The organism is Bradyrhizobium sp. USDA 10063 (assembly GCF_054063735.1).
Genome location: NZ_JBSSGP010000002.1, coordinates 1,646,617 through 1,669,521 on the forward strand (window position 1 = coordinate 1,646,617; position 22,905 = coordinate 1,669,521).

Sequence of the window (22,905 nt, forward strand, 5' to 3'; positions counted from 1 at the left end):
ACAAACGGGGATGGAATGACCGAAGCAGCGACCGCGATCAAACAGGAAGTCAGAGAAGAAAAGGAAGCGGATCATCATCCGTACTTCCGGCCCAAGGATGCCGCGACGCTGATCCTGATCGATCGCTCCAGTGCGAGGCCGAAGGTGCTGGTCGGCAAGCGCCACGACAAGGTCGTGTTCATGCCCGGCAAATATGTCTTCCCCGGCGGCCGCGTCGACAAGGCCGACAACCGCGTGCCGGTCGCGGCTCCCATCAGCAACGAGCTTGAGGCGAACCTGCTCAAGGGCAGCCCGAAGATCACTCCCGGCCGAGCTCGCGCGCTGGCCAACGCGGCGATCCGCGAGGCCTGCGAGGAAACGGGCCTGTGCCTCGGCCGCAAGGCCGAGAAGCCTGCCAAGCTCGATGGTCCGTGGAAGCCGTTCGCCGATGCCGGCCTGCTGCCCGATCCCTCCGGCCTGTTCCTGATTGCGCGCGCGATCACCCCGCCCGGCCGTGTCCGCCGCTTCGACACCCGCTTCTTCACGGCGGATGCCTCCGCCATCGCCCATCGCGTCGAGGGGGTGGTGCATGCCGATGCGGAATTGGTCGAATTGGTCTGGGTCGAGATCGGCTCCGAGCCGCTGGCGGACGCGCATGCGATGACCAAAAATGTGCTCGCCGAGCTCGACCGCCGGCTCGCCACCGGTCCCCTCAGCCACGACGCGCCGGTGCCGTTCTTCCATTTCTACAGCGGCAAGATGCAGAAGGACATTTTGGGAGCGTGACAGGCATGTCGCGAAAGCGTGCAAAAACAAAATAATCTTCCCTGTGGCGCCGCCCCGCTTCGTGCCTATCTGCTGCTGAACGACCCACACGGAAACGGGGCAGATGGCACAGCGTCAACTCAAGCTCGGCGCGTTCATGCCGGCCGATCAGCATTCACACCGGTGCATGGCGCTATCCCGGCGCCTGGCCGGACGCCAATTTCAACTTTTCCCATATAAAGCAGCTCACCCAGAAGCTGGAGGCCGGCAAGTTCGACGCCTTCTTCATGGCGGACCATCTGGCCGTGCTGAACATGCCGATCAATGCGCTCAAGCGCAGCCACACCGTGACCTCGTTCGAGCCGTTCACGCTGCTGTCGGCGCTCGCGACGGTGACGGAGAATATCGGCCTGGTCGCGACCGGCTCGACCACCTTCGACGAGCCCTACCACGTCGCCCGCCGCTTTGCGTCGCTCGACCATATCAGCGGCGGCCGCGCGGGCTGGAATATCGTCACCACCTCGAATCCGGATGCGGCGCTGAATTTCGGGCTCGACGACCACATGGAGCACGCCGAACGCTATCGCCGCGCGCGGGAGTTCTACGACGTCGTCACCGGGCTCTGGGATTCCTTTGCCGATGATGCCTTCGTGCGCGACGTCGAGTCCGGGCTCTTCGTCGATCCTTCGAAGATGCACGTGCTCGATCACAAGGGAAAATATCTCAGCGTTCGCGGTCCCCTGAACATCGCCCGCCCGGTGCAGGGCTGGCCGGTGATCGTGCAGGCCGGCGCGTCGGAGGACGGCAAGCAGCTCGCGGCGGAGACTGCGGAAGCTGTGTTCACCGGCGGCGGCAGCATCAGCGACGGGCAGAAGCTCTACGCCGACATCAAGGGCCGCATGGACAAGCTCGGCCGCGACCGCGAGCATTTGAAGATCCTGCCTGGCGCCTTCGTTGTGGTCGGCGACAGCGTCGAGGAGGCCAAGGAGAAGCGCGCTCTGCTCGACAGCAGGGTGCATTACGACAGCGCGATCGCCTCGCTCTCGGTGATCCTCGGCACCGATGCCTCCGGCTTCGATCCGGACGGACCGCTGCCGCCGATCCCGGAAACCAATGCCAGCAAGAGCGGACGCCAGCGCCTGGTCGACGTCGCCGCGCGCGACAAGCTCACGGTGCGCCAGCTCGCGCAGCGCGTCGGCGGCTATGGCGGGCTGGCCTTCGTCGGTACGCCGAAACTGATCGCCGACCAGATGGAGGAATGGCTGACCAGTTATGCTTCCGACGGCTTCAACATCATGTTCCCGTATCTGCCGGGCGGGCTCTACGATTTCGTCGACAAGGTCGTCCCGGAACTGCAGAAGCGCGGGATCTTCCGCAAGGAGTACGAAGGCAAGACGCTGCGGGAGAATCTCGGGCTGCCGCGGCCGAAAAACCGGTTTTTCGAGCGCTGATCCGCCTGAATTGGGCCGGTTTGGGTCCGGAAAACCTTGACTTTGGGCCGATTGTGACTAGTTTGCCGGCCAAACGCGGGCCGATTGGCCGGCTCCTGATACCCCATCATTTCCTGAGGTTTAGACATGGCCAAGGCGGTCACCATCAAGGTCAAGCTCGTGTCGTCCGCCGACACCGGCTACTACTACGTCGCCAAGAAGAATTCGCGCACCATGACCGACAAGCTGGTCAAGAAGAAGTACGACCCGGTCGCGCGCAAGCACGTCGAATTCCGCGAAGCCAAGATCAAGTAAGATCGCGGGACACTACCCACTTCACGGGGCCCTTGTGGCCCCGTTTTCATTTTTCTTATGCTCCCCAGCCAGGCCCGGGCATAAGGCTCCGATGATCGCAACCTTGGACGAAGGAAGCGTTGGCGGCTATTCGGTCGCATACGGCCGCGAGGACATCTACTTTCCCGTCTACATCACTGCCGCCCTCGCCGCGATCTTCCTCACCGCCACCTGGATCACCGGCGCACTCTACTGGCTGGCGCTCGCGGCAGCGGCGGCGGGCTTTACCTACTACAACATCCCGCTGCTGGAGACCGGCCGCCCGACCATCGGCGCCAATCAATATGGCATCTTCATCCAGGCCTTCGGCCTGATCCGGTGGCGCGCCATCGAACGCATCGACCTCGTCCAGATCGCCGAGCGCGCGATGTCTGTTCATGAGTTGCAGATCGCGCTTAGCATGCCCTTGAGCGGCGCTCTCGTTGCCGACTGGCGCAAGCAGCCGGCCTATCGTCTCCTGATGCGGCTGCCGTGGCGCATGGACCACCGCGGTGTGCTGCGCGTCAACCTGGAGCCATTCGACCGGACGCCCGACGAGATCCATCAGACGTTCCTCAGGATGTGGCGCTACTATCGAAGTTAGTGCACCACCTCACCATGCAGCGCGAGGTCGAGGCCGTCGCGCTCTGCGTCCTCGTGCACGCGAAGGCCGACGAACACGTTGACGGCTGCGAGGATGATCAGGCTTACGACGGCATCGTAAACGATCACGGTGGCGACCCCGACGCACTGGTTGAAGAACTGTCCAACGTTTCCCTCCAAAACGCCCGGCGTCCCCCCATATTGCTCGACCGCGAACACGCCGGTGAGCAGTGCCCCGACGATGCCGCCAATCGCGTGCACGCCGAAGCAATCCAGCGCGTCGTCATAGTTGAACGTGCGCTTCAGGCCGGTGCATCCCCAGTAGCAGAAGACGCCGGCGCCAATTCCGATCGCAAAGGCGCCGATCGGTCCCACGAAACCGGAAGCCGGCGTGATGGCGACGAGGCCGGCGACCGCACCCGAGCAGATGCCGACGACGGTCGGCTTACCCTTGAGCGACCATTCCACCAGCATCCAGGTGAAAGCGGCAACGGCCGTGGCGATCTGGGTCACCAGCATGGCCATGCCGGCCTGCATCCCTGCGGTGACGGCGGAGCCGGCATTGAAGCCGAACCAGCCAACCCAGAGCAGAGAGGCGCCGATGAAGGTGAGCACCATGTTGTGGGCGGGACCAGTGTCTTTGCGCTTGCCGAGCAAGATGGCGCACATCAGACCTGCCACGCCGGCATTGATATGCACGACGGTACCGCCGGCGAAATCGAGCACCTTCACCCATGCGGCCTCGTTGACGGCGGCGAAGATCCCGTCGGGTCCCCAGACCCAGTGCGCTATCGGCGCATAGACCAGGATCGCCCACAGGCCGATGAACCAGAGCATGGCCGAGAATTTCATGCGCTCGGCAAATGCGCCGGCAATCAGCGCCGGCGTAATGATCGCAAATGTCATCTGAAAGCAGATGTACACGGCTTCGGGGATCGTTGCGGCAAGCGGATTGGGATTGCCGATTCCGCCCTTGCCGATATCGCTCACGATGTCCTTGAGAAACATACGATCGAGGCCGCCGACGAAGGGTGTACCAGCGCGAAATGCCATGCTGTAAGTCAGGATGGCGAATAGAATCGTGACGAGGCAGGTGACCGCAAAACTGGTCATGACGGTGTCGCCAACGTTCTTCTTGCGCACCATGCCGCCGTAGAACAGGCCGAGGCCAGGAATTGTCATCATCAAGACGAGCGCGACGGATGTGAGCATCCACGCCGTGTCGCCGGAGTTCGGTGTGCAGTTTTCGAGAACCTTGCTGCCGCAGGCCGGCGGAGCATCCTGGGCAATCGCAATGTCGCCTAACGCCAGACTGAGGAGCGCAATTCCCAGAAAAGCAGCCGCGAATTTCACGAGCTTTTCGCTCGCATAGGTTCTTGAGTGCATTATCTTCCTCCCATCGCAAGAGAAGTCAGCGAAAGGCTTGAGGAGAGGTTTGCCGCGGCAGCACGAATGCGCGCGGCTTGCTCCTCGGCGGACGTCACCAAATGTCCGGCGCCGCCCGCCCCTCCGGTTCTCGTGGTGTCTTGGAGCGCCGCAATTGGCCCGCAGTGCCTGTCCCGAACTGGCAGTAATCCCCTGACGTTCGGCACAAGGCTGCGTGAACTCGGCGCCGCGGCAAGGTCGTCGAGTTTCAATGGCCGGAGATTGGCGGCGACTAGCCTCATGGCCTCCCAGCCTTTTCCGGGTCGCCAAAGTCGGGAGACGTCCGTGCTCGTCTCCGACTCCAAATCTTAATCAGAATTAATCAAGTTTCGTGCCATCCACGATGCGTGGATAACCCATTGAATTTACAGCGACTCTAATTCACCAACGCGTGAACCATCTACCTATTGCCGAGTTTTTCGGCACGTTTCTGCCCACTATTTAATCAATCTTCTTAACTGCCCCGTGTGGGGCAGCGCATCCTTTGCGAGGATTCACCTATCCGCCGGGCTTTACGCCGCCTTCAACACGGGCGGCTGCGAGGGCCGCATTAACGCGAATGCCACCTGGATGATGCCGCCCGCGAGCCCCAGCGCGACGCCGATGCGCCAGGCCATGGTGTAGGAGCCGAGCGCGTCGTAGAGCAGCCCTCCCCCATAAGCGCCGAGGAAGCTGCCGATCTGGTGGCTCATGAAGGCAAGGCCCTGGATCATCGCCTGCCAGCGCAGTCCGAACATCTCCGCCACCGCACCCGCGACCAGCGGACCGACGCCCATCCACAGGAAGCCCATGATGGCGCCGAACAGCAGCGTGGAGGCAGGCGTCGCTGGCAGCATGAAATACCAGGCAAGCGCCAGCGAGCGCAGGATGTAGATCGCGCCCAGCAGCGCAAGCTTGTTCCAGCGCTGGCCGGCCCAACCGAAGAAGAGAGAGCCGAGCACATTGAAGCCACCGATCATGCCGAGCGTCTGCGCACTCAGCATCGGGTCGAGGCCGCAGATCGCGAGATAGGACGGCAGATGCGTGGTGAGGAAGACGAGTTGCATGCCGCAGACGAGATAGGCGCAGGTCATCACCACGAACGAGGCGTTGCCGAACGCCGCCCGCGTGGCAGCGGCAGCGGTGGCCTCGCCGATGTCCTCGGACGACGTCGGCTTGGGCAGCGGAACCTGGTCGACACGACCCGCATACCAAGCCGCGGGGATCATCAGGAGCGCCAGCACCACGAAGCCGAGCAAACCGATGCGCCAACCGAAACCTTCATTGAGCAGTTGTCCGATCGGGGCCGACAGCAGCGCCCCGAGCGACCCGGCACCCGAGACAATACCAAGCACGGTCGAACGCACCGTCTCGGGCACCGCGCGGGCTGCGACCGACATCGCGATCGCGGCTGCCGTGCACGCAAGCGAGGTACCGATCAGGACGCCACCGCCGATCATGATGCTGATGACGCCGTGCGCGCCCGCCATCAACGCAAGGCCGGCGATATAGAGCAGCGAGCCAACCACCATGATCGGGCGAAACCCGTAGCGCACCGTCATGGCGCCGGCGAGCGGCTGGAGAAATCCCCAGGCGAGGTTCTGCACCGCAAGTGCGAGCGTGAAGTCGGACACCGAAATCCTGATGTCGTGCGTCAGCGGCTGCATGAAGATGCCGAGGCTCTGGCGCAGCCCCATGCTCAGGGTAAGCATGACAGAGGCACCGATCAGGATCGGAAGCGTGGGACGCAGGACCTGCAGCAAGGGCATTGTTTTTGTTCTCCCTATCGATGGCGGCACAGCAAAGTCCACCTGCGATTCACGCGATTTTTAGTTACACAGACCTGTTTACATTGGCTATAAGAGCGTGGTGCTGTCAAGCGAGTGAGATACGGAGCCAACGCATGGCTTCTCCGCACCAGAAACAGACGATGAAGGACCGCATCCTTCGGACCGCCGACCGGCTATTCTACCTGAAGGGCATTCGCGCCATCGGCGTCGACACGATCTCCGCTGAAATCGGCATCAGCAAACGCACGCTCTACAACCACTTTCCGTCCAAGGACGCGTTGATCGCGGCCTATCTCGAGCATCGCTTTGTGCAGCCGAAGCCGTCGGACAAGTCGCCGGTCGAGCAGATCCTCGGCACCTTCGATTCGCTGGAGCGTCGTTTTGGCGCCAAAGATTTTCGCGGCTGCCCCTTCGTCAACGCGGTCGCCGAACTCGGCGGCGAAGACAAGTCCGTCAAGAAAATCGCCATCGCCTTCAAGGAAAGCCGGCGGCTGTGGTTTCGCGATCGATTGGTCGAACTAGGCGTTGCCGATCCGGAGGGACTTGCGACGCAGTTGCAATTGCTGGTCGATGGTTCGATCGCACAGGATCTCGTCCGCGACGACCCCGCGATGGCGCGCGCGGCGAAAGAAGCCGCGCGGGTGCTGTTGGAGAATGCCGGGGTGAGGATAAGTAGCCCGGATGGCGCGAAAGCGTAATACAGGCTACGTAGCGGCTATGCCGCCGCTGAAACCACTCTGTTCCGGCCATCATGCTTGGCGCGGTAGAGTGCGTTGTCGGCGCGCTTGAGCACGTCGGTCACCGACTCGCCCTTGCGTTCGAGCGTGGTGAGGCCGATCGAGATCGTGACCTCGATGCGGTTGACGCCCTTGTTGATGGAGAAGGGTTCGCCGGCGATCGAACGGCGCAGGCGTTCGGCGACCATGCTGGCGACGTGAAGGTCGGTTTCCGGCATCACGATCACGAATTCTTCGCCGCCGTAGCGGCAGGCGAGATCGATGCCGCGGATCGATTTGCGTATCCGCGTTGCAAAGTCGCGCAGGACGTCGTCGCCGGCATCATGCCCATAGCTGTCGTTGATCACCTTGAAGTAATCGATGTCGAGGATCATCAGCGCCAAGGGCTTGCCGCGGGCGGAGGCCTGCTCGGCGAGCGTCGCCAGATGGCTCTCCATGTAGCGGCGGTTATGCAGGCCTGTCAGCGCGTCCGTGATCGCCATCTCGATCGAGTTCTGCACATTGTCGCGCAGATGATCGGTATAGCGCCGGCGACGGATTTGCGTGCGGGCGCGCGCCAAGAGTTCGTTCTTGTCGATCGGCCGCAACAGGTAATCGTTGACGCCGATCTCGAGCCCGCGCAACAGCCGCGCATTGTTGTCGGCATCCGAGATGGCGAGGATCGGCAATTGGCGCGTGCGCTCCAGCGAACGCGCCTGGCTGCAGAGCCGCAGGCCGTCGTAGTTGTCGAGGCTGAGCGAGACGATCAGCAGGTCATAATTGCCCTCGGCGGCATTGAACAGCGCTTCCGCCGGGTTGGTCTCGACGTCGACCGTATGCTCGGCGGAAAGCATCGGCGCCAGCCGTTCGTAGGACGACGGCCGATCGTCGACCAGAAGAATGCGGCCGCCAAGCCCCTTGTCGGCAATCGCACTGCGTTCGGGCGCCTGCATGCCGATCTCGAGCGAGGTGATCGCGCGCATGCGCAATTCATCGGTCATCATCTTCAGCCGCGTCAGCGAGCGCACGCGTGCGATCAGCACGACGTCGGACACGGGTTTGGTCAGGAAGTCGTCGGCGCCGGCTTCCAGCCCGCGCACGCGGTCTGCCGGGCTGTCGAGCGCGGTGACGATGACGACCGGAATGAAGTGCGTGGCTGGGTTGGACTTGAGGCGACGGCATACTTCGAAGCCGTCCATATCGGGCATCATGACGTCGAGCAGGATGATGTCGCATTCGGCGCGCGCGCAGATCTGCAGGGCCTCGGCGCCGTTGGAAGCGGTCAGCACGTCGAAATATTCGGCCGACAGTCGTGCTTCCAACAACTTGACGTTCGCGGGGACGTCATCGACCACGAGGATACGCGCAGACATCGAAACTCCACTCCCCTACCCGATAAAGCGTCGGACGGTCTCAATGAATTTGCCGACCGAAATTGGCTTGGACAAATAGGCCTCGCATCCGCCTTCGCGGATGCGTTCCTCATCGCCCTTCATCGCGAACGCGGTGACCGCGACCACCGGGATCCCGCGCAGATCGGGATCATCCTTGATCCAGCGCGTGACTTCGAGCCCGGAGACCTGCGGAAGCTGGATGTCCATCAGGATCAGGTCGGGATGCAGCTTGCGGACGAGATCGAGCGCTTCGAAGCCATTGCTCGTACCGGAGGTCTGATAACCGTGCGCCTCCAGCAGGTCGCGAAAGAGCTTCATATTGAGCTCGTTGTCCTCCACGATCAGGACGGTCTTGGCCATCCCGTCCCTCCAAAGCCGTAGGAAACAGTCCCTGATACGGTACATCCGGTACCGCGGTCGGGCGCGTCGAAATGTGAATTCAAACTAGCGCCAGATTCGCTCAAACCCGTTAAGCTCGACCGCTATCTTGTGTGGCGTGGTTTCCACTTGCTTGAACAGGTCCGAAAGACTCGGGCATGATGCGTTTCATTAGAGAACATAAGTTAACGGAAAGGCAAATCGGCCGTTGAAAAAGCCTGTTCAAAACCCCCGCGAAGTAGCTGAAATCGTTGCGGTTCAGGCGCTGGGTTTCATTGCCGGCGACCCCGAAAGGCTGGGCCTGTTCCTGGCCGAGACAGGAATCGGACCGGAGACGCTCCGCTCGGCCGCTTCCGACCCAAAGTTCCTTGGCTCGGTGCTCGATTTCGTGATGCGGGACGATGCAACTGTGCAGGCGTTTGCGAAGGCTTCTGAGCTGCACCCGACCAACATTGCCGCCGCCCACCAGATCCTGAGTGATCCCAAATGGGAACGCGACGTGCCGTGAGCGCGGCGCTCACGAGCAACGGCCCCCGCTGCTTCTGCCGGGATTGTCTCGGCGATCTCGACTTCAAGGCAAGACGCTGCAGCCATTGCGGCTCACCGCGCCTGGTCCGCCATCACGCCCTGCCCCGGCTTACGCTCGCACATATCGATTGCGATGCCTTCTACGCTACGGTCGAGAAACGCGACAATCCCGACCTCGCCGACAAGCCCGTCATCATCGGCGGCGGCAAGCGCGGCGTGGTTTCTGCCGCCTGTTATGTCGCGCGGACGTTTGGCGTGCGTTCGGCGATGCCAATGTTCAAGGCGCTCGCGCTTTGCCCGTCCGCGACCGTGATCCCGCCGGATATGGCGAAATATGTCCGCGTCGGCCGCGAGGTGCGCCACGCCATGCAGGCGCTGACCCCCCTGGTCGAGCCATTGTCGATCGACGAGGCCTTCCTCGATCTTTCCGGCACCGAGCGCGTCCACGGCATGATCCCGGCAAAGGTGCTGGCGGGCTTTGCCCGCGACGTCGAGTGCAATATCGGAATTACGGTGTCGGTCGGGCTGTCCTGCAACAAGTTCCTGGCCAAGATCGCGTCCGACCTCGACAAGCCGCGCGGCTTCGCCACGCTCGACCAGGACGAAGCGCGCGAAATGCTCGCGGACAAGCCTGTCGGATTCATCTTCGGCGTCGGCCCCGCAACCCAGGAAAGGCTGATCCAGCGCGGCTTTCGCACCATCGCCGACCTGCAGCGCGCCGACGAGAACGAACTGATGAAGCAGTTCGCAAGCGAAGGCCGAAGGCTTTGGCGGCTTGCGCGCGGCATCGACGACCGTCGCGTGGTGGCGGATCGCGGCGCCAAGACGATCTCGAGCGAGACCACGTTCGAGAACGACATCCGCGATTTCGTCACCCTGGAAAAGCTGTTGTGGAGATTGTCCGAGAAGGTCTCGGCGCGGCTGAAGAACGGCGAGCTTGCCGGCTCCACCATCACGTTGAAGCTGAAGACCGCCGATTTCCGCCCGCGCACCCGCTCGCAATCGATCGCAGCACCGACGCAGCTTGCCGGAAAGATCTTTGCGGTGTCGCGCGAGATGCTGACGAAGGAGATCGACGGCACCGCCTTCCGCCTGATGGGCGTCGGCGTCAGCGCGCTGCGGCCGGGGTCTGTGGCCGATGACACCGACATGCTCGACCGACGCTCCGCCCACGCCGAACGCGCGATGGATGACCTGCGGAAGAAGTTCGGAAACGCCGCGGTGATCAGGGGAATTTCTTACAGGGGGCCGGCGAAGGCGGAGGAATAGCGTCCCCCGTCCGTCATGCCGCGCGAAGGCGGGGCATCCAGTATGCGAGAGCCAGGTAAGAATAGAGAAGCCGGTGGTTACTGGATCGTCCGCCTTCGCGGACGATGACGGCGAGACCTTACACTCGCGCCCTCGTCACTTACACGGCTTCGTGTCCTTGACGTCGAACTTGCCCATCGCGCCTGATATCACGAAGTCGTTGTAATCCAGCACCAGCGCGCGGGAGACGCCGTTCTCGTAGAGCTCGAAGGACATCGCGTAGACCGGCGTCTGCTCGCCGTCGTTGTTCTTGGCATCGCGGTCGTAATAGCTCACCGTCACCGGCCAGCGGGTCATCGACCTCATCGCATCGTTCGCGCTCGAAGCATCAGGTGATGCCGGCGCGCGGTCACCGGGGATCGGCTGACCAATCACCGAAAGCGTGTTGTAAACCTTTTCGCCATTGTCGGAGCCGTCATAGACGGTGAGCTCGAGCACGCTCTTGCCCTCGCGCGCGGCGGCGATGATGTGCTGGATCTGCTCGGTCGGGAATACGACCTTGCCATCGAGTTGGAAGGTCTTCGCCACCGGCTGCTTCAACTTGACCGTGATGTGGTCGCCCACCCGCTCCGCCACGCCATCCACTGGCGCGGATTCGCTGTCGTTCATCCGCGTATCGATCTTGAAGCGATAGCTCTTGCCGGCAGCGTCCTCCCACGACGAAGAGCGCAGGTCGGAGAGCGTCACCTTGCCCTCGCCGCTGTCGAGCTCCGATACCTGGCGGAATTCAGATGTGTAGCCCTCACAGGTATTGCCGGAGAAATTGTAGAGGATGCGCCCACGCGCGCCGCTGATCGCGTTGGACCCGCGCGACTTGACGAGATTGAGCTCGTAGAGCGCCTGATGTGACAGAAACGGCACCGTTCCGGCCGTAGCCGCCCCGTTGGTGAATCCCGATCCCGCGGCTACGGCAATGGTCATCGCCAAAACGCGAGGCGGAATCCGGAACAGGCGGGCCATGTATATCCCTTTAGGAAACGGGCGATTCGTCACAATAGTGACGGCTCTATTGCGCCGCAACTGGGGCAAGCTCACAAAAAGGTAACGTCGAACACGTGGCGACGCGTTTTTCAGCATGTTTCTCCGAGGCTTACGCAGCAAAGCGCCATTTTTGATTGATCTGTGGCTGACTTGAAAGCAGCAGCGCGATGCGCGAAACAGTGCGGCCTGATTGGTCACTGAAACGGGGACGGAAAACATGGCAGGTACGGTCGAACAGAAACTGGCGGCACAGGGCATCACCCTGCCCGAGCCCGCCGCTCCCGTGGCGAACTATGTCGGCTTCGTTCGCACCGGCAATCTCTTGTTCGTCTCCGGCCAGCTTTGCTTCGATGCCCAGGGCAAGCTGATCGCCAAGGGCAAGCTGGGTGCAGGCGTCACGCTCGAGCAAGGCAGCGCCGCCGCCCGCGGCTGCGCGATCAACCTGTTCGCCCAGATCAAGGCCGCGCTTGGCGACCTCGACAAGGTCGCGCGTGTGGTGCGGCTCGGCGGCTTCATCAATTCGACGCCCGACTTCCTGGACGCGCCGAAGGTGCTGAACGGCGCCTCGGATTTGATGGTGCTGGCCTTCGGCGACAAGGGCCGGCACGCCCGCACCACCGTTGGCGTCGCTTCGCTACCCGCGGACGCCGCCGTGGAAGTCGAGGGATTGTTCGAGGTCACCTGAGCAATGCGGGCACCCGACTGGCTGACGGCGCGGCCGGTCGCCCATCGCGGCCTGCATGATGCCGCGCGCGGCATCATCGAGAACATGCCGGCCGCCGCGGAGGCGGCCATCGCCGGCAATTTCACCATCGAGTGCGATATCCAGCTCACCGCCGACGGCGAGGCCATGGTGCATCACGACGATGCGCTCGGCCGGCTCACCGAGGGTTCGGGCCTCCTGCTCGCCAAGACGGCGGCCGAATTGAAGGCCGTCAGGTTCAAGGACACCGACGAACGCATGATGTCGCTTGGCGACCTCTGCGCGCTGGTTGCCGGCCGCGTGCCGCTGATGGTCGAGGTGAAGAGCCATTTTGACGGCGACCGCAAACTGGTGAAGCGGATGGCCGAGGTGCTGAGCAACTATTCCGGGCCCGTCGTCGGCATGTCGTTTGATCCGGACCAGGTGCTGGCGCTGCGCGAGATCATGCCAAGGCTTCACCGCGGCATCACCGCCCAGCGCACCTATGACGACGAATATTGGGCCAAGCTCACGCCGGCACAGCGCGACGGCATGCTGTACCTGCGCCACGGCTTTCGCACCGAACCGCATTTCGTCGCCTATTGGGTCAACCAGCTCCCGGCGCCGGCGCCCTGGATCGCCCGCAACCTGTTCGGCTGCCCGCTTCTGGCGTGGACTGTGCGCACGCCGGAGCAGCGCGCGAAAGCGGAGCGCTATGCCGACCAGATGATCTTCGAAGGTTTCATACCGGGAACCTGACATGTGGCTGGCGGCCTTGAAGTCAGCATTGCGATGCACGATCTTTGCAGGGCGCAGGTCACCATGGGCGATGGCCGCTCGCACAGGGGACCGGTTCAAGCTCTCGATGGCCTCATCTGAAATCACCCTCGAATCCGTTCCGTCCGTCAGCGATATCAAAGCTGTGGATTGGGACGCTTGCGCCAATCCGAAGCCCGATCCCGACTCGCTCGACGCCCTCGACACGCTGGCTTCATCCAGTCCTGAAGGCCTTGCGTGTATCCACACAAGACCTTCCCATAACCCCTTCGTTTCACATGCCTTTTTTGCGGCCCTGGAGGCTTCCGGCTCGGCCGTGCCGCGCACCGGCTGGGGCCCGCGACATCTGGTAGCCAAGCTCAACGACAAAATCGTCGGAATCGTCCCCTGCTATCTCAAGTCCCACTCGCAGGGCGAATACGTCTTCGATCGCGGCTGGGCGGACGCCTATGAGCGCGCCGGCGGCCGGTACTATCCGAAACTGCAGGTGTCGGTGCCCTTCACGCCCGCCACCGGGCCGCGGCTCCTGCTCCGCAATGGCGTCCATCGTGAGCAGATCAGGTCGGCACTTGCCCATGGCCTGATGGCGCTGTGCGATGCGACCGAGGCCTCTTCGGTGCATGTGACCTTTGCAAGCGAGGCCGAAGCGAAGTTCCTGGGCGGACACGGCTTCCTGCAGCGGACCGACCAGCAGTTCCACTGGCACAATGCCGGCTTCAAGACCTTCGACGATTTCCTCGCCACGCTGAATTCGCGCCACCGCAAGGCGATCAAGCGCGAGCGGCGCGAGGCGCTTGCGGCCGGTGTCACGATCCACTGGCTGACGGGCGACGAGATCACCGAGGATGCGTGGGACGCGTTCTTCGGCTTCTACATGGAAACCGGCTCGCGCAAATGGGGCCGGCCGTATCTGAACCGGAAATTCTTCTCGCTGATCGGCGAGAGCATGGCCAAGGACGTGCTGCTCGTGATGGCCAAGCGTAATGGACGCTGGATCGCGGGCGCCATCAACTTCATCGGTTCGGACACGCTGTTCGGCCGCAACTGGGGCGCGATCGAGCACCATCCCTTCCTGCATTTCGAGGTCTGCTATTATCAGGCGATCGATTTCGCCATCCAGAACGGATTGAAGGTGGTCGAGGCAGGCGCGCAAGGAGAGCACAAGCTCGCGCGCGGATATCTGCCGCAGACGACCTATTCCGCCCATTACATCGCCGACCCGGGTCTGCGCCGGGCGATTGCCGATTACCTCAAGCGCGAGCGCGCCTATGTCGCCGAGGTCGGCCGCGAGCTCAGCGAGGCCGGCCCGTTCCGCAAGGGCGGCGACGAAGCCTGAGCTTTCTGCTACGACCCCCGAACTTCAGACTGATGTGAGGAACCGCCATGCCCGCCTATGACCCCCAAAACCCCTTCGCAAAGATCCTGCGCGGCGAATTCCCCTGCTACAAGGTCTACGAAAATGAGCACGTGCTGGCCTTCCTCGACATCATGCCGCGTTCGCCTGGCCATACGCTGGTGATCCCGAAAGCCCCGGCCCGCAACATCCTCGACGTCTCGCCCGACGATTACGCCCATGTCGCGCGCGCCGCGCACAAGATCGCCGCCGCGGCGATGAAGGCCTTTCAGGCCGACGGCATCACCGTGCAGCAGTTCAACGAGCCGGCCGGCGGTCAGGTTGTCTTCCACCTCCACATGCACGTGATGCCGCGCCATGACGGCGTCGCGCTGTTGCCGCCCGCGAGTCGCAAGGAGGATGTGAAGGTGCTGGAGGACCATGCGACCAAGCTGATCGCGGCGCTGGGGTAGCGGCGGCGCGGGACTCTTTCCCCTCGTCATTCCGGGATGCGCCGTCAGGCGCAGGCCCGGAATCCATTAGGCCGCATGCGCAGCGGCGAAATGGATTCCGGGCTCGCGCTGCGCGCGCCCCGGAATGACGAGGAAGAGAAATCACTCCATCTCGAAATCGCCGGGCTGCGGCGGCGCCAGCGGCGTGAATTCGCAGCGGTCGGGCTTGACGTCGAGCAGCGGCGTCTCATCGAGGCAATCCAGTCCGCGCACCAGGATGACATTACCCTCGATGCCGACCAGTTTCACGATCGAGGTCGCGATCGGGTTCGGCCGCACCGGGGAGCGCAGCGAGAAGGCGCCGCGGGTTTTTCCGTTGCTCTTCGGGCTCTGCAGCACGAGATCGCGGCGCGAATGGTGCAGCCAGTAGAGCACCTCGAGATTCTCGTAGAAATCGACGCCCTTGATGGCGGGCACCCATGGCTCGAAAATCTCCAGACGACAGACAGGGCCGTCATGGCGTCCCTGCCGCGGCGTCATCAGCCGCGACGTCCAGGGCGTGCGGATGCGGCCGATGAAGATGAGGCCGGCATCGCGCGCAGTGGGCATCTCGACGGCGACTTCGCCCGGTCGTATTTCACCTTCTCGAACCATGTCTCAATCCAGGGATAGCTTTGCTCAACGCAACAGTAGCGCATTGCGCGGCGGCTGCAATCAGCCGAGCCACCATTGACCGCCGACCAGGATCACTTCGCCGATGGCTACGCCGGCGAAGATCGATTTCCGCGACAGCATGAACGCGGCAAAGCCCGCGGCCACGGCCCCATAGCGCAACAGCGCTGGGACGCTTGCGAGCGCGCCTGGCGGCTGCACCACGATCTGCGCGATGACGCCGGCCAAAATCGCGGTCGCGACTGCCCTCACCCACACCAGAAGCTCCGAGCCCTCGTCGAGCCCGCCGCCGAACCATAGGCCGAGCATACGCCAGATCTGGTTCGGGATGACGCCGGCCACGAAGAGGACCACGAGCGCATGCCAGTCGCCGATGAAGATGCTCATACGATCGCCCTTGCCCGTAGCCGGTGCACGCCGTAGGCGATGGTGCCGGCGGCAACGCCGCTGACCAGGATGTCGAGGCCGCTGTCGAGCAGCGTCGCCAGCGGATAGAACGCCAGCCCAAGCGCGAGCGCGATACCGTCGGCAAGCTCCCGGCAATTGCGTGCGGTCGAGAACAGGAATGCGAGCGGCGTCAGCATCAGGATCGCCGCGGCGAAGAGCTGCGAGAGATTGGCGGCCAGCAGATAGCCGATCGTGTTGGCCACTACAGAGAGAAACACCAACCCGCAACCGAGCCCTTGGATGAAGGCGATGCGTCGCTCCCGCGGCACCTGCGGCAGAAAGCGATGGCATTCGACCCACAGCGTTACAGCGGTGAGATGCGCCACCAGGATCAGGTGCCGCCGTTTTGTCTTTGGCGTCCGCATCATTGGCAGGACCGACACCACCATCGGAAACAGGCGGATGGCGCTGACGGTCACCGCGATCGCCGATTGCAGGATGGTCGCGCCCGAGCCGAGCGTCGACACCAGGATGATCTGCGCCGGTCCCGCCCAGACGAACACCGTGCTCGCCAAGGTCCAGGCCAGCGAGAATCCCGTGTCATGCGCCAGCGCGCCGATGCCGAGGTAGGTCGCGAACAGCACCAGCGCCAGGATGGTCGAGCCGACCGACCGCACGCCCCAAAAGAAGGCGCGGAACGAGCTGTGCCATTGCGGAGAATCGAGCGGAGGAAGCGCCACGGAGGACCGAAGAAAGGTTGAATTGAGCGGCATAGGGCGGATGAAGCCGTGCCGCGTCAAGCAAACCGGCTTCAGAGCTGTCATGCAGCGACGCTGTCGTCCCGTCCTTGAGCCGGGACCCATAACCACAGGGCGTACTTGTTTGACAAGGGCGTCGACCAGATCGCCTCACAGACGGATTCCGCGGTATGGGTCCCGGCTCAAGGCCGGGACGACAGCGACTATCCGCTCATGCCCGGATTCCGTAACACGAAGCAGGCGCCGCCGGCCTTGCGGATGCGGTTGCAGAGGTTGTCGGCTTCGGGGCGCGTGTCGGCGCCGATACGCGCCTGATAGAAGGTGGCCGTACCACGGGTGCGCAGGCGCGCGGCGAACAGGCTCGGGTCGTGGTCGCCGATCACGGCGCTCAGGCTCTTCATCGCGCGCGCATACATCGCGAGCGCCTTCTCGCGGTTGAAGCCGGCGGCAAGCTGAACGCCCCAGACCTTTGCGGCGGCGAGCGTGACGTGCTGTTCAAGGCCGGCAACGAACGGGTTCGGCGCGCGCTTCAAGAGCGCCATCAATTCGCGGCAGCTCGAGGTCTGCGGGCGAGCGGGCACCTTGCCATTGCGGCTGGCGGCCGCCCATTCGTCGACGCTGGAGCCGGTGATCGCGGACACGTAGTTGCGGGTCTCCTGCGGCATATAGCCGGTGCCGGCGAGCCATTCCTGCACGCGGCGCGGACCGGCGTTGTAGGCCGCGGCGGCAAGGCCGAGATTGCCGAACTGGCTGCGAAGCTCGCTGAGGAATTCGGCCGACTTCGGCAGCGCCTGCACGGGATTGAAGGGATCGAGCAGGCCGCGATCGTTGGCCGTTCCCGGCATGAATTGTGCGATGCCCTGCGCGCGCTGGCCGTTCCGCGTCATTGGGCCCACCGCATCGGGCTGAAACCGGCTCTCCTGCCAGATCACGCGGGCAAAGAATTCGAGCGGCAGATCGTTCGCCCGCGCCGCAGATTCGATCATCAGGCACATCGCCTCCCGCGCCTCGCTCTCGCGCGCAGTCTCGGACGGCTTTTCCGGGGGTCGCGCGAGTTCCTCGACGCTCGGGTGCACGAAACGGCTGTCGGGCTCCTCGGCCGCCGCCGGTGCCAGCCACAGCAAGATCGCAAGAGCCGTGCTGAAATGCGGGATTATTCGCATCATCTCAGACCTGATAAATCAGTCCTTGACTTAGGCGGCGGGCCAACTAGCAAACTTGGGCATTATCAACGCGCCAGGGCCGAAATGCGGACAATCTATTTTGATCTCGACGGCACGCTGACCAACCCCAAGCCCGGGATCACCCGATCGATCCAATATGCCCTGGAGCGACTGGGCCAGGCAGTCCCAAGCGAAGACGAATTGACCTGGTGCATCGGCCCTCCCCTGCACGCGAGCCTGAAGAAGCTGGTCGGCAGCGACGAACTCGCCGACCAGGCTCTGACACTTTACCGCGAGCGGTTCGCCGATATCGGCCTGTTCGAGAACGAAACCTATCACGGCATTCAGGAGACGCTGTCCGCGCTGGCCGCCGCGCATCCGCGCATGTTCGTCGCCACCAGCAAGCCCAGGGTCTATGCCGAGCGGATCATCGATCATTTCGGCCTGCGTCCCTATTTCGAACAGGTGTTCGGCTCGGAGTTCGACGGCACGCGTACCGACAAGACCGAGCTGTTGCGACATGCGCTCGAAACGACGCAGGTGGACCGCACGCAGGCAATCATGATTGGCGACCGCAGCCATGATATCGTTGGCGCCAGGAGCAACGGCATGACGGCCATCGGCGTCCTCTACGGCTATGGCAGCGAAGAGGAACTGAAGGCCGCCGGCGCGCATCATATCTGCGCGACCCATCCCAATTTGCTCGACCACTGCCTATCGCTTCCGGCTTGATCACTCGGAGCACACGAGATGACAACACCATCGGAACAAGAGCTCGGCTTCGCACCTGACGACGACGCGCCGGTCGGCTATATGAAACGGACGCGCGACTACTATGCGGCGATCGGCTACACCACGCCCTACCGCTGGGCGCATTACACCAGCGCGCCGTTCCAGCCGCTGCGCAAGCCGCTTGCTAAATCCCGCGTCGCCATCATCACCACGGCGGCGCCATTCGATCCCACCAAGGGCGATCAGGGAGCGGGTGCGAAATATAACGGCGGCGCTAAATTTTATCAGGTCTACGACGGCGACACATCGAAGCAGCACGATCTGCGCATTTCCCATATCGCCTATGACCGCGTGCACACCTCCGCCGAAGACAGCGGCACCTGGTTCCCGTTGCCGCAACTGATGCGACTGGCGCAGGAAGGACGGATCGGCGAGATCGCGCCGCGCTTTTTCGGCGCGCCCACCAACCGCAGCCACCGCCTCACCATCGAGACCGATGCGCCGGAAATCCTGGCGCGCTGCCGCGCCGACGGCGTCGATGCCGCCGTGCTGGTGCCGAACTGCCCGGTGTGCCACCAGACCGTCAGCCTGGTGGCGCGGCATCTGGAGGCGGGCGGCATTCCGACCGTCGTGATGGGCTGCGCTAAGGATATCGTCGAGCACGCCGCCGTGCCACGCTTCCTGTTCAGCGATTTCCCGCTCGGCAATTCAGCCGGCAAGCCACATGACGTGGCTTCGCAGGCGTTCACGCTGGAGCTTGCGCTGCGCGTACTGGAGTCCGCGCCGGGACCGCAGACGACAGTGCAGTCGCCGCTGCGCTGGAGCGCTGACCATTCCTGGAAGCGCGACTACAGCAACGCCGACGCGCTGAGTGCCGAGGAACTGGCACGGCTCCGCCGCGAGTTCGACGCGCAGAAGGAAATCGCGAAGGGCATTCGCGAGAGCGCGGCTTAGATCTAGCTGGCGTCCGCAAGCTCGATGGCTGCGAGCATTCCCGTCCGCGGGTGGCAATTGAGATATTCGAAAAACTGCTCGTCGGCCGCGGCCACCGTGACCTCGTGGTAGAGGCGCAGCTTTGCGCTCGGTCCGAGCGTCGACAGATATTTCATCGCTGCGCCGAAAATCCTGACATGGGTCGGGTGCGATTCCGCCCAGCGCTCCAACGCCGCAAGGCTCCTCCACCAGCTCTGGCCGTAGGATTTTTCGATTTGTCCGCCGTCGGCGCTGAGCACGCGCATGTAGCGATTGGCGTAGCAGCCGATCGCCACGCCCTGGTCCCGCAGGAAGTCCATGCCCTCGCGCAGTACCGGCTCGACGTCGTCGAGATACATCCGGCGCTCGGAGGCGTCCGTGTCGCTCCAGTCCTGCCCGGAGCGGATCAGGCAGAGATTGTCGCGGGCGACTACCCGCAATCGCGAACCCTCGCGCAGGAGCACGGGCTCGCCGCCGGGCGCCATCTCACTCGTCTGCGACAGCGGGATGCGGTCGCGCATGCCACCCCAATAGGCGTGTTCCTGCACCTCGGAGCTCATGCCGTCGGCGAGCACCGCGACGCCTTCGGGCCGATCAGGCGATGAGAACAGCGTTTCATAGCGCTCGATCGCCGGCCGCAGCACTTCGATGAAAGTACCGATGCCGCCCTGCTCGTCGCCGCCAGTCCACTCCTCGCGTGCCGTCGCGAACCAGGCGTCGAAGCGGGCAACGTCGTCCCAATAGGCGACCGAAACGACGTTGGTGAATCCGGCCTGGTCGTCATATTGCGCGCGATCCCAATGCGACGGTCCGTTGTCTCCATTGAAGCGTGCTGCGATCTGCGTCAACACAGCGCCGGCCGCTGCCGATGGCGTGCCGCGATACTGGACGCCGAAATAGGCCATCACGACGCGGTTGATCGTAGGCTTGTGCCGCGCCACGAACGACGGGTATGGCGGCGCATAGTCGTCCGGCACGCGCCGATGGCGGGTGCGAGCTGTCTGCAGATGTACGGGGATGGCGGATTCCATCGTGACCTCCCGGGATTGCTGCCCAAGCCTCGCCTTCGTTCAATGCAGCGGCACGGTCTCCGGCTCTTCGATGACGACATTGTCGACTGGCAGCGCAAAATGCTCGACGCGCCTGGCGGGCTTCCTGTTGAGCAGAAGCCGCGTCACATCCGGGCGCGAGTAATGCCCAGCCGGGTCGGCCGCGTTCTTGGCCACCCCGATCGCGCCGAGATCGATGTCGGCATACAGCAGGCCTTCCTGATCTGGCGGCAGCTTTTCCGCGATCGAGCTGCCATCCGGCCCGTAGATCGCGGCGTGGCCACCGCCGACATGCAGCAGCGCATGCTTGTCGGGACGGTCGCACAATTCGTCCACCATTGCCTGCGAGACGGTCGCGCAAGGCGCCAGCACGAAGCAGGAGCCCTCGACGGCATAGACGCGGGAGGCGGCGTTGTTGACCTCCCAGCCGAGCGCCGGCGCGAAGGGATCGTAGAGTGAAAAGCTCGGCCAGGCCGCCACATGCACCTGCTCGTTCTGGGCGTACATCGCGTATTTCGACAGCGGCTGCAGATGCTCCCAGCAGCATAGCGCGCCGAGACGGCCGATATCGGGACGGTCATGCACGGCAAGGTCGCTGCCGTCGCCCTCGCCGTAGACGGTTCGCTCGGCATGGGTCGGCCGCAACTTCCGTCGTTTGGCGATCGTCTCGCCATCCGGGCCGATCAGCCATTGCGCGAGATAGAGGCTGCCTCCCTCCCGCTCCGACAGGCCGAGCACCACCGTGATGCCGGCCTTCTTCACGGCAAGCCGTAACCGCTCCGCCTGCGGGCTGTCATAGGACAGCGAATTGTCGAAGTAGCGCTGCACAAAGCCGCGGCCGATCGCCCAGGCCGGGGAGTCGAGCCAGATGTACCAGGGATAGCCGGGGACGAAGGCTTCCGGAAATCCGATCAGCTTGGCGCCGTTTGCGGCGGCCTCCCTGATCAGGGCGATAGCCTTGTCGACGGACGCGTCGAGATCGAGCCAGGCCGGCGCCGCCTGCACCACCGCAACCCTGTATTTCGGATGTTCGATGCCCATCGCTGTCCTCCTCGCTGTCGTGGCCAGCCACCGATTGGCATTGCCAGGCCCCCAAGAGGCCGGGCATCATGATGGTCCAGGCCATGGTCAGCCGTTCGTCCAAGACGGAAGGAAAACTCGACTGCCGCCGGCGCCCCAGCTCTTGCCGCATCGCAGCGCGAATCATCGGGCGGTATAGGTTTTGCTTGTGATTTGAGAGGCTTGCATATCGACTTGTGAAGGGAGTGAGGTCATGCCGGCTCTGTTCACCACCGAACATGCCCCGACCCATCGGCGTCTCGCGCTATGGCAGGACATCGTCTGCGACGTCTTTGTGCAACTCGACTGCAAGTCCGACCTTGGGGTGAACTTTCACGGCGCAATCACGAGTGCTGCGATCGGAAAGGCCAAATGTTCGGAAGTATCGTCAAACCAGCAGCGCGTGTTTCGGACCCCTTCGCGGATCTCGCGCGCAAATGACGACTTCATCCTGATCGCGCTCGGCAAGCGCGGCGTCGGCGCCGTACTGCAGGATGGCCGCGAGACGATCGTCCATCCGGGCGAGTTCGCCATCTACGACACCACCCGGCCCTATGAACTGCAGTTCAACGATGCGTTCACGCAAACGATCTTCCAGGTGCCGCGCGAGATGCTGCATCGACGGATCGGTCGCACGGAAAGCCTGACCGCCATCTCGTTCACAGCCGATCGCCCGCTGCAGCAGCTCGCCTACAACTTCATCGCGTCGGTGGCCGAGATCGCCGACCGGCTGGACCAGGACACAGCGCTCCGCCTTGCCGATCAGGCCGTGGATCTGGTGGCGATGGCGATGAGCGAACGGCTGGGCGACAATTCGCTCTCACCTTCGACACATCGCTCGGCACTATTGAACCGGCTCAAGACGCATGTCCTCGCGCACCTGGGAGACCCGGATCTATCTCTCAGCGAGACGGCCGCGGCGTTCGGCATCTCGCCGCGCTACGTCAACGATCTCCTTGCCGACGAACACACCTCATTCCAGCGCTACGTGCTGGCGCAACGCCTGGAGCGCTGCAAGCGCGACCTTTCGTCAAGGATGCAAGCGCACCGCCATGTCGGCGAGATCGCGTTCGCCTGGGGCTTCAATGATCTCTCGCATTTCGGGCGCGTCTTCCGCGAGCATTTCGGCATGTCGCCGCGCGACTTCCGGCATAGCCGCTTGTCGAACTGACGGCGCGGCAACGCTCGGCTTCAAGGCGCCGCCGCCACGACCTGAAGGCATGAAAAAAGGCCGGCGATAAAGCCGGCCTTTTGCACGTC

Annotated in this window: 24 protein-coding genes and 1 pseudogene; 14 read left to right on the forward strand and 11 right to left on the reverse strand. The window is 63.5% G+C overall.

The window, feature by feature from the left end; translation table 11 throughout:
* Nucleotides 1–15: 15 nt before the first annotated feature.
* From ACVJGD_RS09965 to ACVJGD_RS09980, 4 genes and pseudogenes are all read left to right on the forward strand, one after another.
* Complete coding sequence (locus tag ACVJGD_RS09965; protein ID WP_456634189.1) at nucleotides 16–765, forward strand: NUDIX hydrolase; 750 nt, start codon at nucleotides 16–18, stop codon at nucleotides 763–765.
* Between the two features lie 103 nt (nucleotides 766–868).
* Nucleotides 869–2,195, forward strand: a pseudogene (locus ACVJGD_RS09970) (LLM class flavin-dependent oxidoreductase).
* 126 nt (nucleotides 2,196–2,321) lie between these two features.
* Complete coding sequence (gene rpmG, locus ACVJGD_RS09975) at nucleotides 2,322–2,489, forward strand: 50S ribosomal protein L33 (protein ID WP_027581235.1); 168 nt, start codon at nucleotides 2,322–2,324, stop codon at nucleotides 2,487–2,489.
* 91 nt (nucleotides 2,490–2,580) lie between these two features.
* Nucleotides 2,581–3,111 carry a hypothetical protein gene (locus ACVJGD_RS09980; protein WP_456634190.1) on the forward strand — a complete coding sequence of 177 codons (531 nt, stop codon included), beginning with the start codon at nucleotides 2,581–2,583 and terminating at the stop codon, nucleotides 3,109–3,111.
* Here ACVJGD_RS09980 and ACVJGD_RS09985 read toward each other — a convergent pair.
* Entirely contained in the window at nucleotides 3,108–4,496 is a 1,389-nt protein-coding gene (locus ACVJGD_RS09985) for an ammonium transporter (protein ID WP_456634191.1), read from the reverse strand. The genes ACVJGD_RS09980 and ACVJGD_RS09985 overlap by 4 nt on opposite strands.
* A 551-nt stretch (nucleotides 4,497–5,047) precedes the next feature.
* Nucleotides 5,048–6,283 (reverse strand): MFS transporter, encoded by a 1,236-nt coding sequence (locus ACVJGD_RS09990; RefSeq protein ID WP_456634192.1) that lies wholly within the window; start codon nucleotides 6,281–6,283, stop codon nucleotides 5,048–5,050.
* A gap of 134 nt (nucleotides 6,284–6,417) precedes the next feature.
* Here ACVJGD_RS09990 and ACVJGD_RS09995 point away from each other — a divergent pair, with 134 nt between their 5' ends.
* Nucleotides 6,418–7,002: a TetR/AcrR family transcriptional regulator gene (locus tag ACVJGD_RS09995; protein ID WP_456634193.1), complete on the forward strand. Its 585-nt coding sequence runs from the start codon at nucleotides 6,418–6,420 to the stop codon at nucleotides 7,000–7,002.
* 17 nt (nucleotides 7,003–7,019) lie between these two features.
* Here ACVJGD_RS09995 and ACVJGD_RS10000 read toward each other — a convergent pair whose 3' ends face one another.
* Entirely contained in the window at nucleotides 7,020–8,393 is a 1,374-nt protein-coding gene (locus tag ACVJGD_RS10000; RefSeq protein WP_456634194.1) for a PleD family two-component system response regulator, read from the reverse strand.
* A 15-nt stretch (nucleotides 8,394–8,408) separates the two neighbouring features.
* A complete protein-coding gene (locus ACVJGD_RS10005) occupies nucleotides 8,409–8,774 on the reverse strand; it encodes a response regulator (RefSeq protein ID WP_456634195.1) in 366 nt (121 codons plus the stop codon).
* 226 nt (nucleotides 8,775–9,000) lie between these two features.
* On the opposite strand from ACVJGD_RS10005, the gene ACVJGD_RS10010 reads away from it, so the two are divergent.
* Together ACVJGD_RS10010 and ACVJGD_RS10015 are read left to right on the forward strand one after the other, a co-directional pair.
* On the forward strand, nucleotides 9,001–9,300 hold the full coding sequence (locus ACVJGD_RS10010; RefSeq protein WP_027581228.1) for a DUF3572 domain-containing protein: 300 nt from the start codon (nucleotides 9,001–9,003) through the stop codon (nucleotides 9,298–9,300).
* Entirely contained in the window at nucleotides 9,279–10,589 is a 1,311-nt protein-coding gene (locus ACVJGD_RS10015) for a DNA polymerase IV (RefSeq protein WP_456634196.1), read from the forward strand. Before ACVJGD_RS10010 ends, ACVJGD_RS10015 begins: the two co-directional genes overlap by 22 nt.
* 135 nt (nucleotides 10,590–10,724) lie before the next feature.
* Here the strand turns inward: ACVJGD_RS10015 and ACVJGD_RS10020 are convergent, their stop codons facing one another.
* The gene (locus ACVJGD_RS10020; protein WP_456634197.1) at nucleotides 10,725–11,588 is read right to left on the reverse strand and encodes a cell envelope integrity EipB family protein; all 864 of its coding nucleotides are present in this window, start codon (nucleotides 11,586–11,588) and stop codon (nucleotides 10,725–10,727) included.
* 238 nt (nucleotides 11,589–11,826) lie between these two features.
* On the opposite strand from ACVJGD_RS10020, the gene ACVJGD_RS10025 reads away from it, so the two are divergent.
* The 4 genes from ACVJGD_RS10025 (at nucleotide 11,827) to ACVJGD_RS10040 (ending at nucleotide 14,874) form a co-directional block, all read left to right on the forward strand.
* Nucleotides 11,827–12,294 carry a RidA family protein gene (locus ACVJGD_RS10025; RefSeq protein WP_456634198.1) on the forward strand — a complete coding sequence of 156 codons (468 nt, stop codon included), beginning with the start codon at nucleotides 11,827–11,829 and terminating at the stop codon, nucleotides 12,292–12,294.
* Between the two features lie 3 nt (nucleotides 12,295–12,297).
* Nucleotides 12,298–13,050 carry a glycerophosphodiester phosphodiesterase gene (locus ACVJGD_RS10030; protein WP_456634199.1) on the forward strand — a complete coding sequence of 251 codons (753 nt, stop codon included), beginning with the start codon at nucleotides 12,298–12,300 and terminating at the stop codon, nucleotides 13,048–13,050.
* Nucleotides 13,051–13,156: 106 nt separating this feature from the next.
* Nucleotides 13,157–14,404 carry a GNAT family N-acetyltransferase gene (locus tag ACVJGD_RS10035; RefSeq protein WP_456634200.1) on the forward strand — a complete coding sequence of 416 codons (1,248 nt, stop codon included), beginning with the start codon at nucleotides 13,157–13,159 and terminating at the stop codon, nucleotides 14,402–14,404.
* A gap of 47 nt (nucleotides 14,405–14,451) precedes the next feature.
* Nucleotides 14,452–14,874 carry an HIT domain-containing protein gene (locus tag ACVJGD_RS10040; RefSeq protein WP_456634201.1) on the forward strand — a complete coding sequence of 141 codons (423 nt, stop codon included), beginning with the start codon at nucleotides 14,452–14,454 and terminating at the stop codon, nucleotides 14,872–14,874.
* A 141-nt stretch (nucleotides 14,875–15,015) separates the two neighbouring features.
* On the opposite strand, the gene tsaA is transcribed toward ACVJGD_RS10040, so the two are convergent.
* From tsaA to ACVJGD_RS10060, 4 genes are all read right to left on the reverse strand, one after another.
* Nucleotides 15,016–15,507 carry a tRNA (N6-threonylcarbamoyladenosine(37)-N6)-methyltransferase TrmO gene (gene tsaA / locus ACVJGD_RS10045; RefSeq protein WP_456634202.1) on the reverse strand — a complete coding sequence of 164 codons (492 nt, stop codon included), beginning with the start codon at nucleotides 15,505–15,507 and terminating at the stop codon, nucleotides 15,016–15,018.
* Between the two features lie 60 nt (nucleotides 15,508–15,567).
* A complete protein-coding gene (locus tag ACVJGD_RS10050) occupies nucleotides 15,568–15,912 on the reverse strand; it encodes an AzlD domain-containing protein (protein ID WP_456634203.1) in 345 nt (114 codons plus the stop codon).
* A complete protein-coding gene (locus ACVJGD_RS10055) occupies nucleotides 15,909–16,652 on the reverse strand; it encodes an AzlC family ABC transporter permease (RefSeq protein ID WP_456640220.1) in 744 nt (247 codons plus the stop codon). The genes ACVJGD_RS10050 and ACVJGD_RS10055 overlap by 4 nt, the downstream gene beginning before the upstream one ends.
* A gap of 221 nt (nucleotides 16,653–16,873) precedes the next feature.
* Nucleotides 16,874–17,836: a transglycosylase SLT domain-containing protein gene (locus tag ACVJGD_RS10060; RefSeq protein ID WP_456634204.1), complete on the reverse strand. Its 963-nt coding sequence runs from the start codon at nucleotides 17,834–17,836 to the stop codon at nucleotides 16,874–16,876.
* An 81-nt stretch (nucleotides 17,837–17,917) separates the two neighbouring features.
* Here ACVJGD_RS10060 and ACVJGD_RS10065 point away from each other — a divergent pair, with 81 nt between their 5' ends.
* Both ACVJGD_RS10065 and ACVJGD_RS10070 read left to right on the forward strand, forming a co-directional pair.
* On the forward strand, nucleotides 17,918–18,565 hold the full coding sequence (locus ACVJGD_RS10065) for an HAD family hydrolase (protein ID WP_456634205.1): 648 nt from the start codon (nucleotides 17,918–17,920) through the stop codon (nucleotides 18,563–18,565).
* 18 nt (nucleotides 18,566–18,583) lie between these two features.
* A complete protein-coding gene (locus ACVJGD_RS10070; protein ID WP_456634206.1) occupies nucleotides 18,584–19,519 on the forward strand; it encodes a glycine/sarcosine/betaine reductase selenoprotein B family protein in 936 nt (311 codons plus the stop codon).
* A 2-nt stretch (nucleotides 19,520–19,521) separates the two neighbouring features.
* Here the strand turns inward: ACVJGD_RS10070 and ACVJGD_RS10075 are convergent, their stop codons facing one another.
* Together ACVJGD_RS10075 and ACVJGD_RS10080 are read right to left on the reverse strand one after the other, a co-directional pair.
* The gene (locus ACVJGD_RS10075) at nucleotides 19,522–20,568 is read right to left on the reverse strand and encodes a phenylacetaldoxime dehydratase family protein (RefSeq protein ID WP_456634207.1); all 1,047 of its coding nucleotides are present in this window, start codon (nucleotides 20,566–20,568) and stop codon (nucleotides 19,522–19,524) included.
* A 39-nt stretch (nucleotides 20,569–20,607) separates the two neighbouring features.
* Nucleotides 20,608–21,627: a carbon-nitrogen hydrolase family protein gene (locus tag ACVJGD_RS10080; protein ID WP_456634208.1), complete on the reverse strand. Its 1,020-nt coding sequence runs from the start codon at nucleotides 21,625–21,627 to the stop codon at nucleotides 20,608–20,610.
* 232 nt (nucleotides 21,628–21,859) lie between these two features.
* On the opposite strand from ACVJGD_RS10080, the gene ACVJGD_RS10085 reads away from it, so the two are divergent.
* Entirely contained in the window at nucleotides 21,860–22,816 is a 957-nt protein-coding gene (locus tag ACVJGD_RS10085; protein ID WP_456634209.1) for an AraC-like ligand-binding domain-containing protein, read from the forward strand.
* Nucleotides 22,817–22,905: the final 89 nt, after the last annotated feature.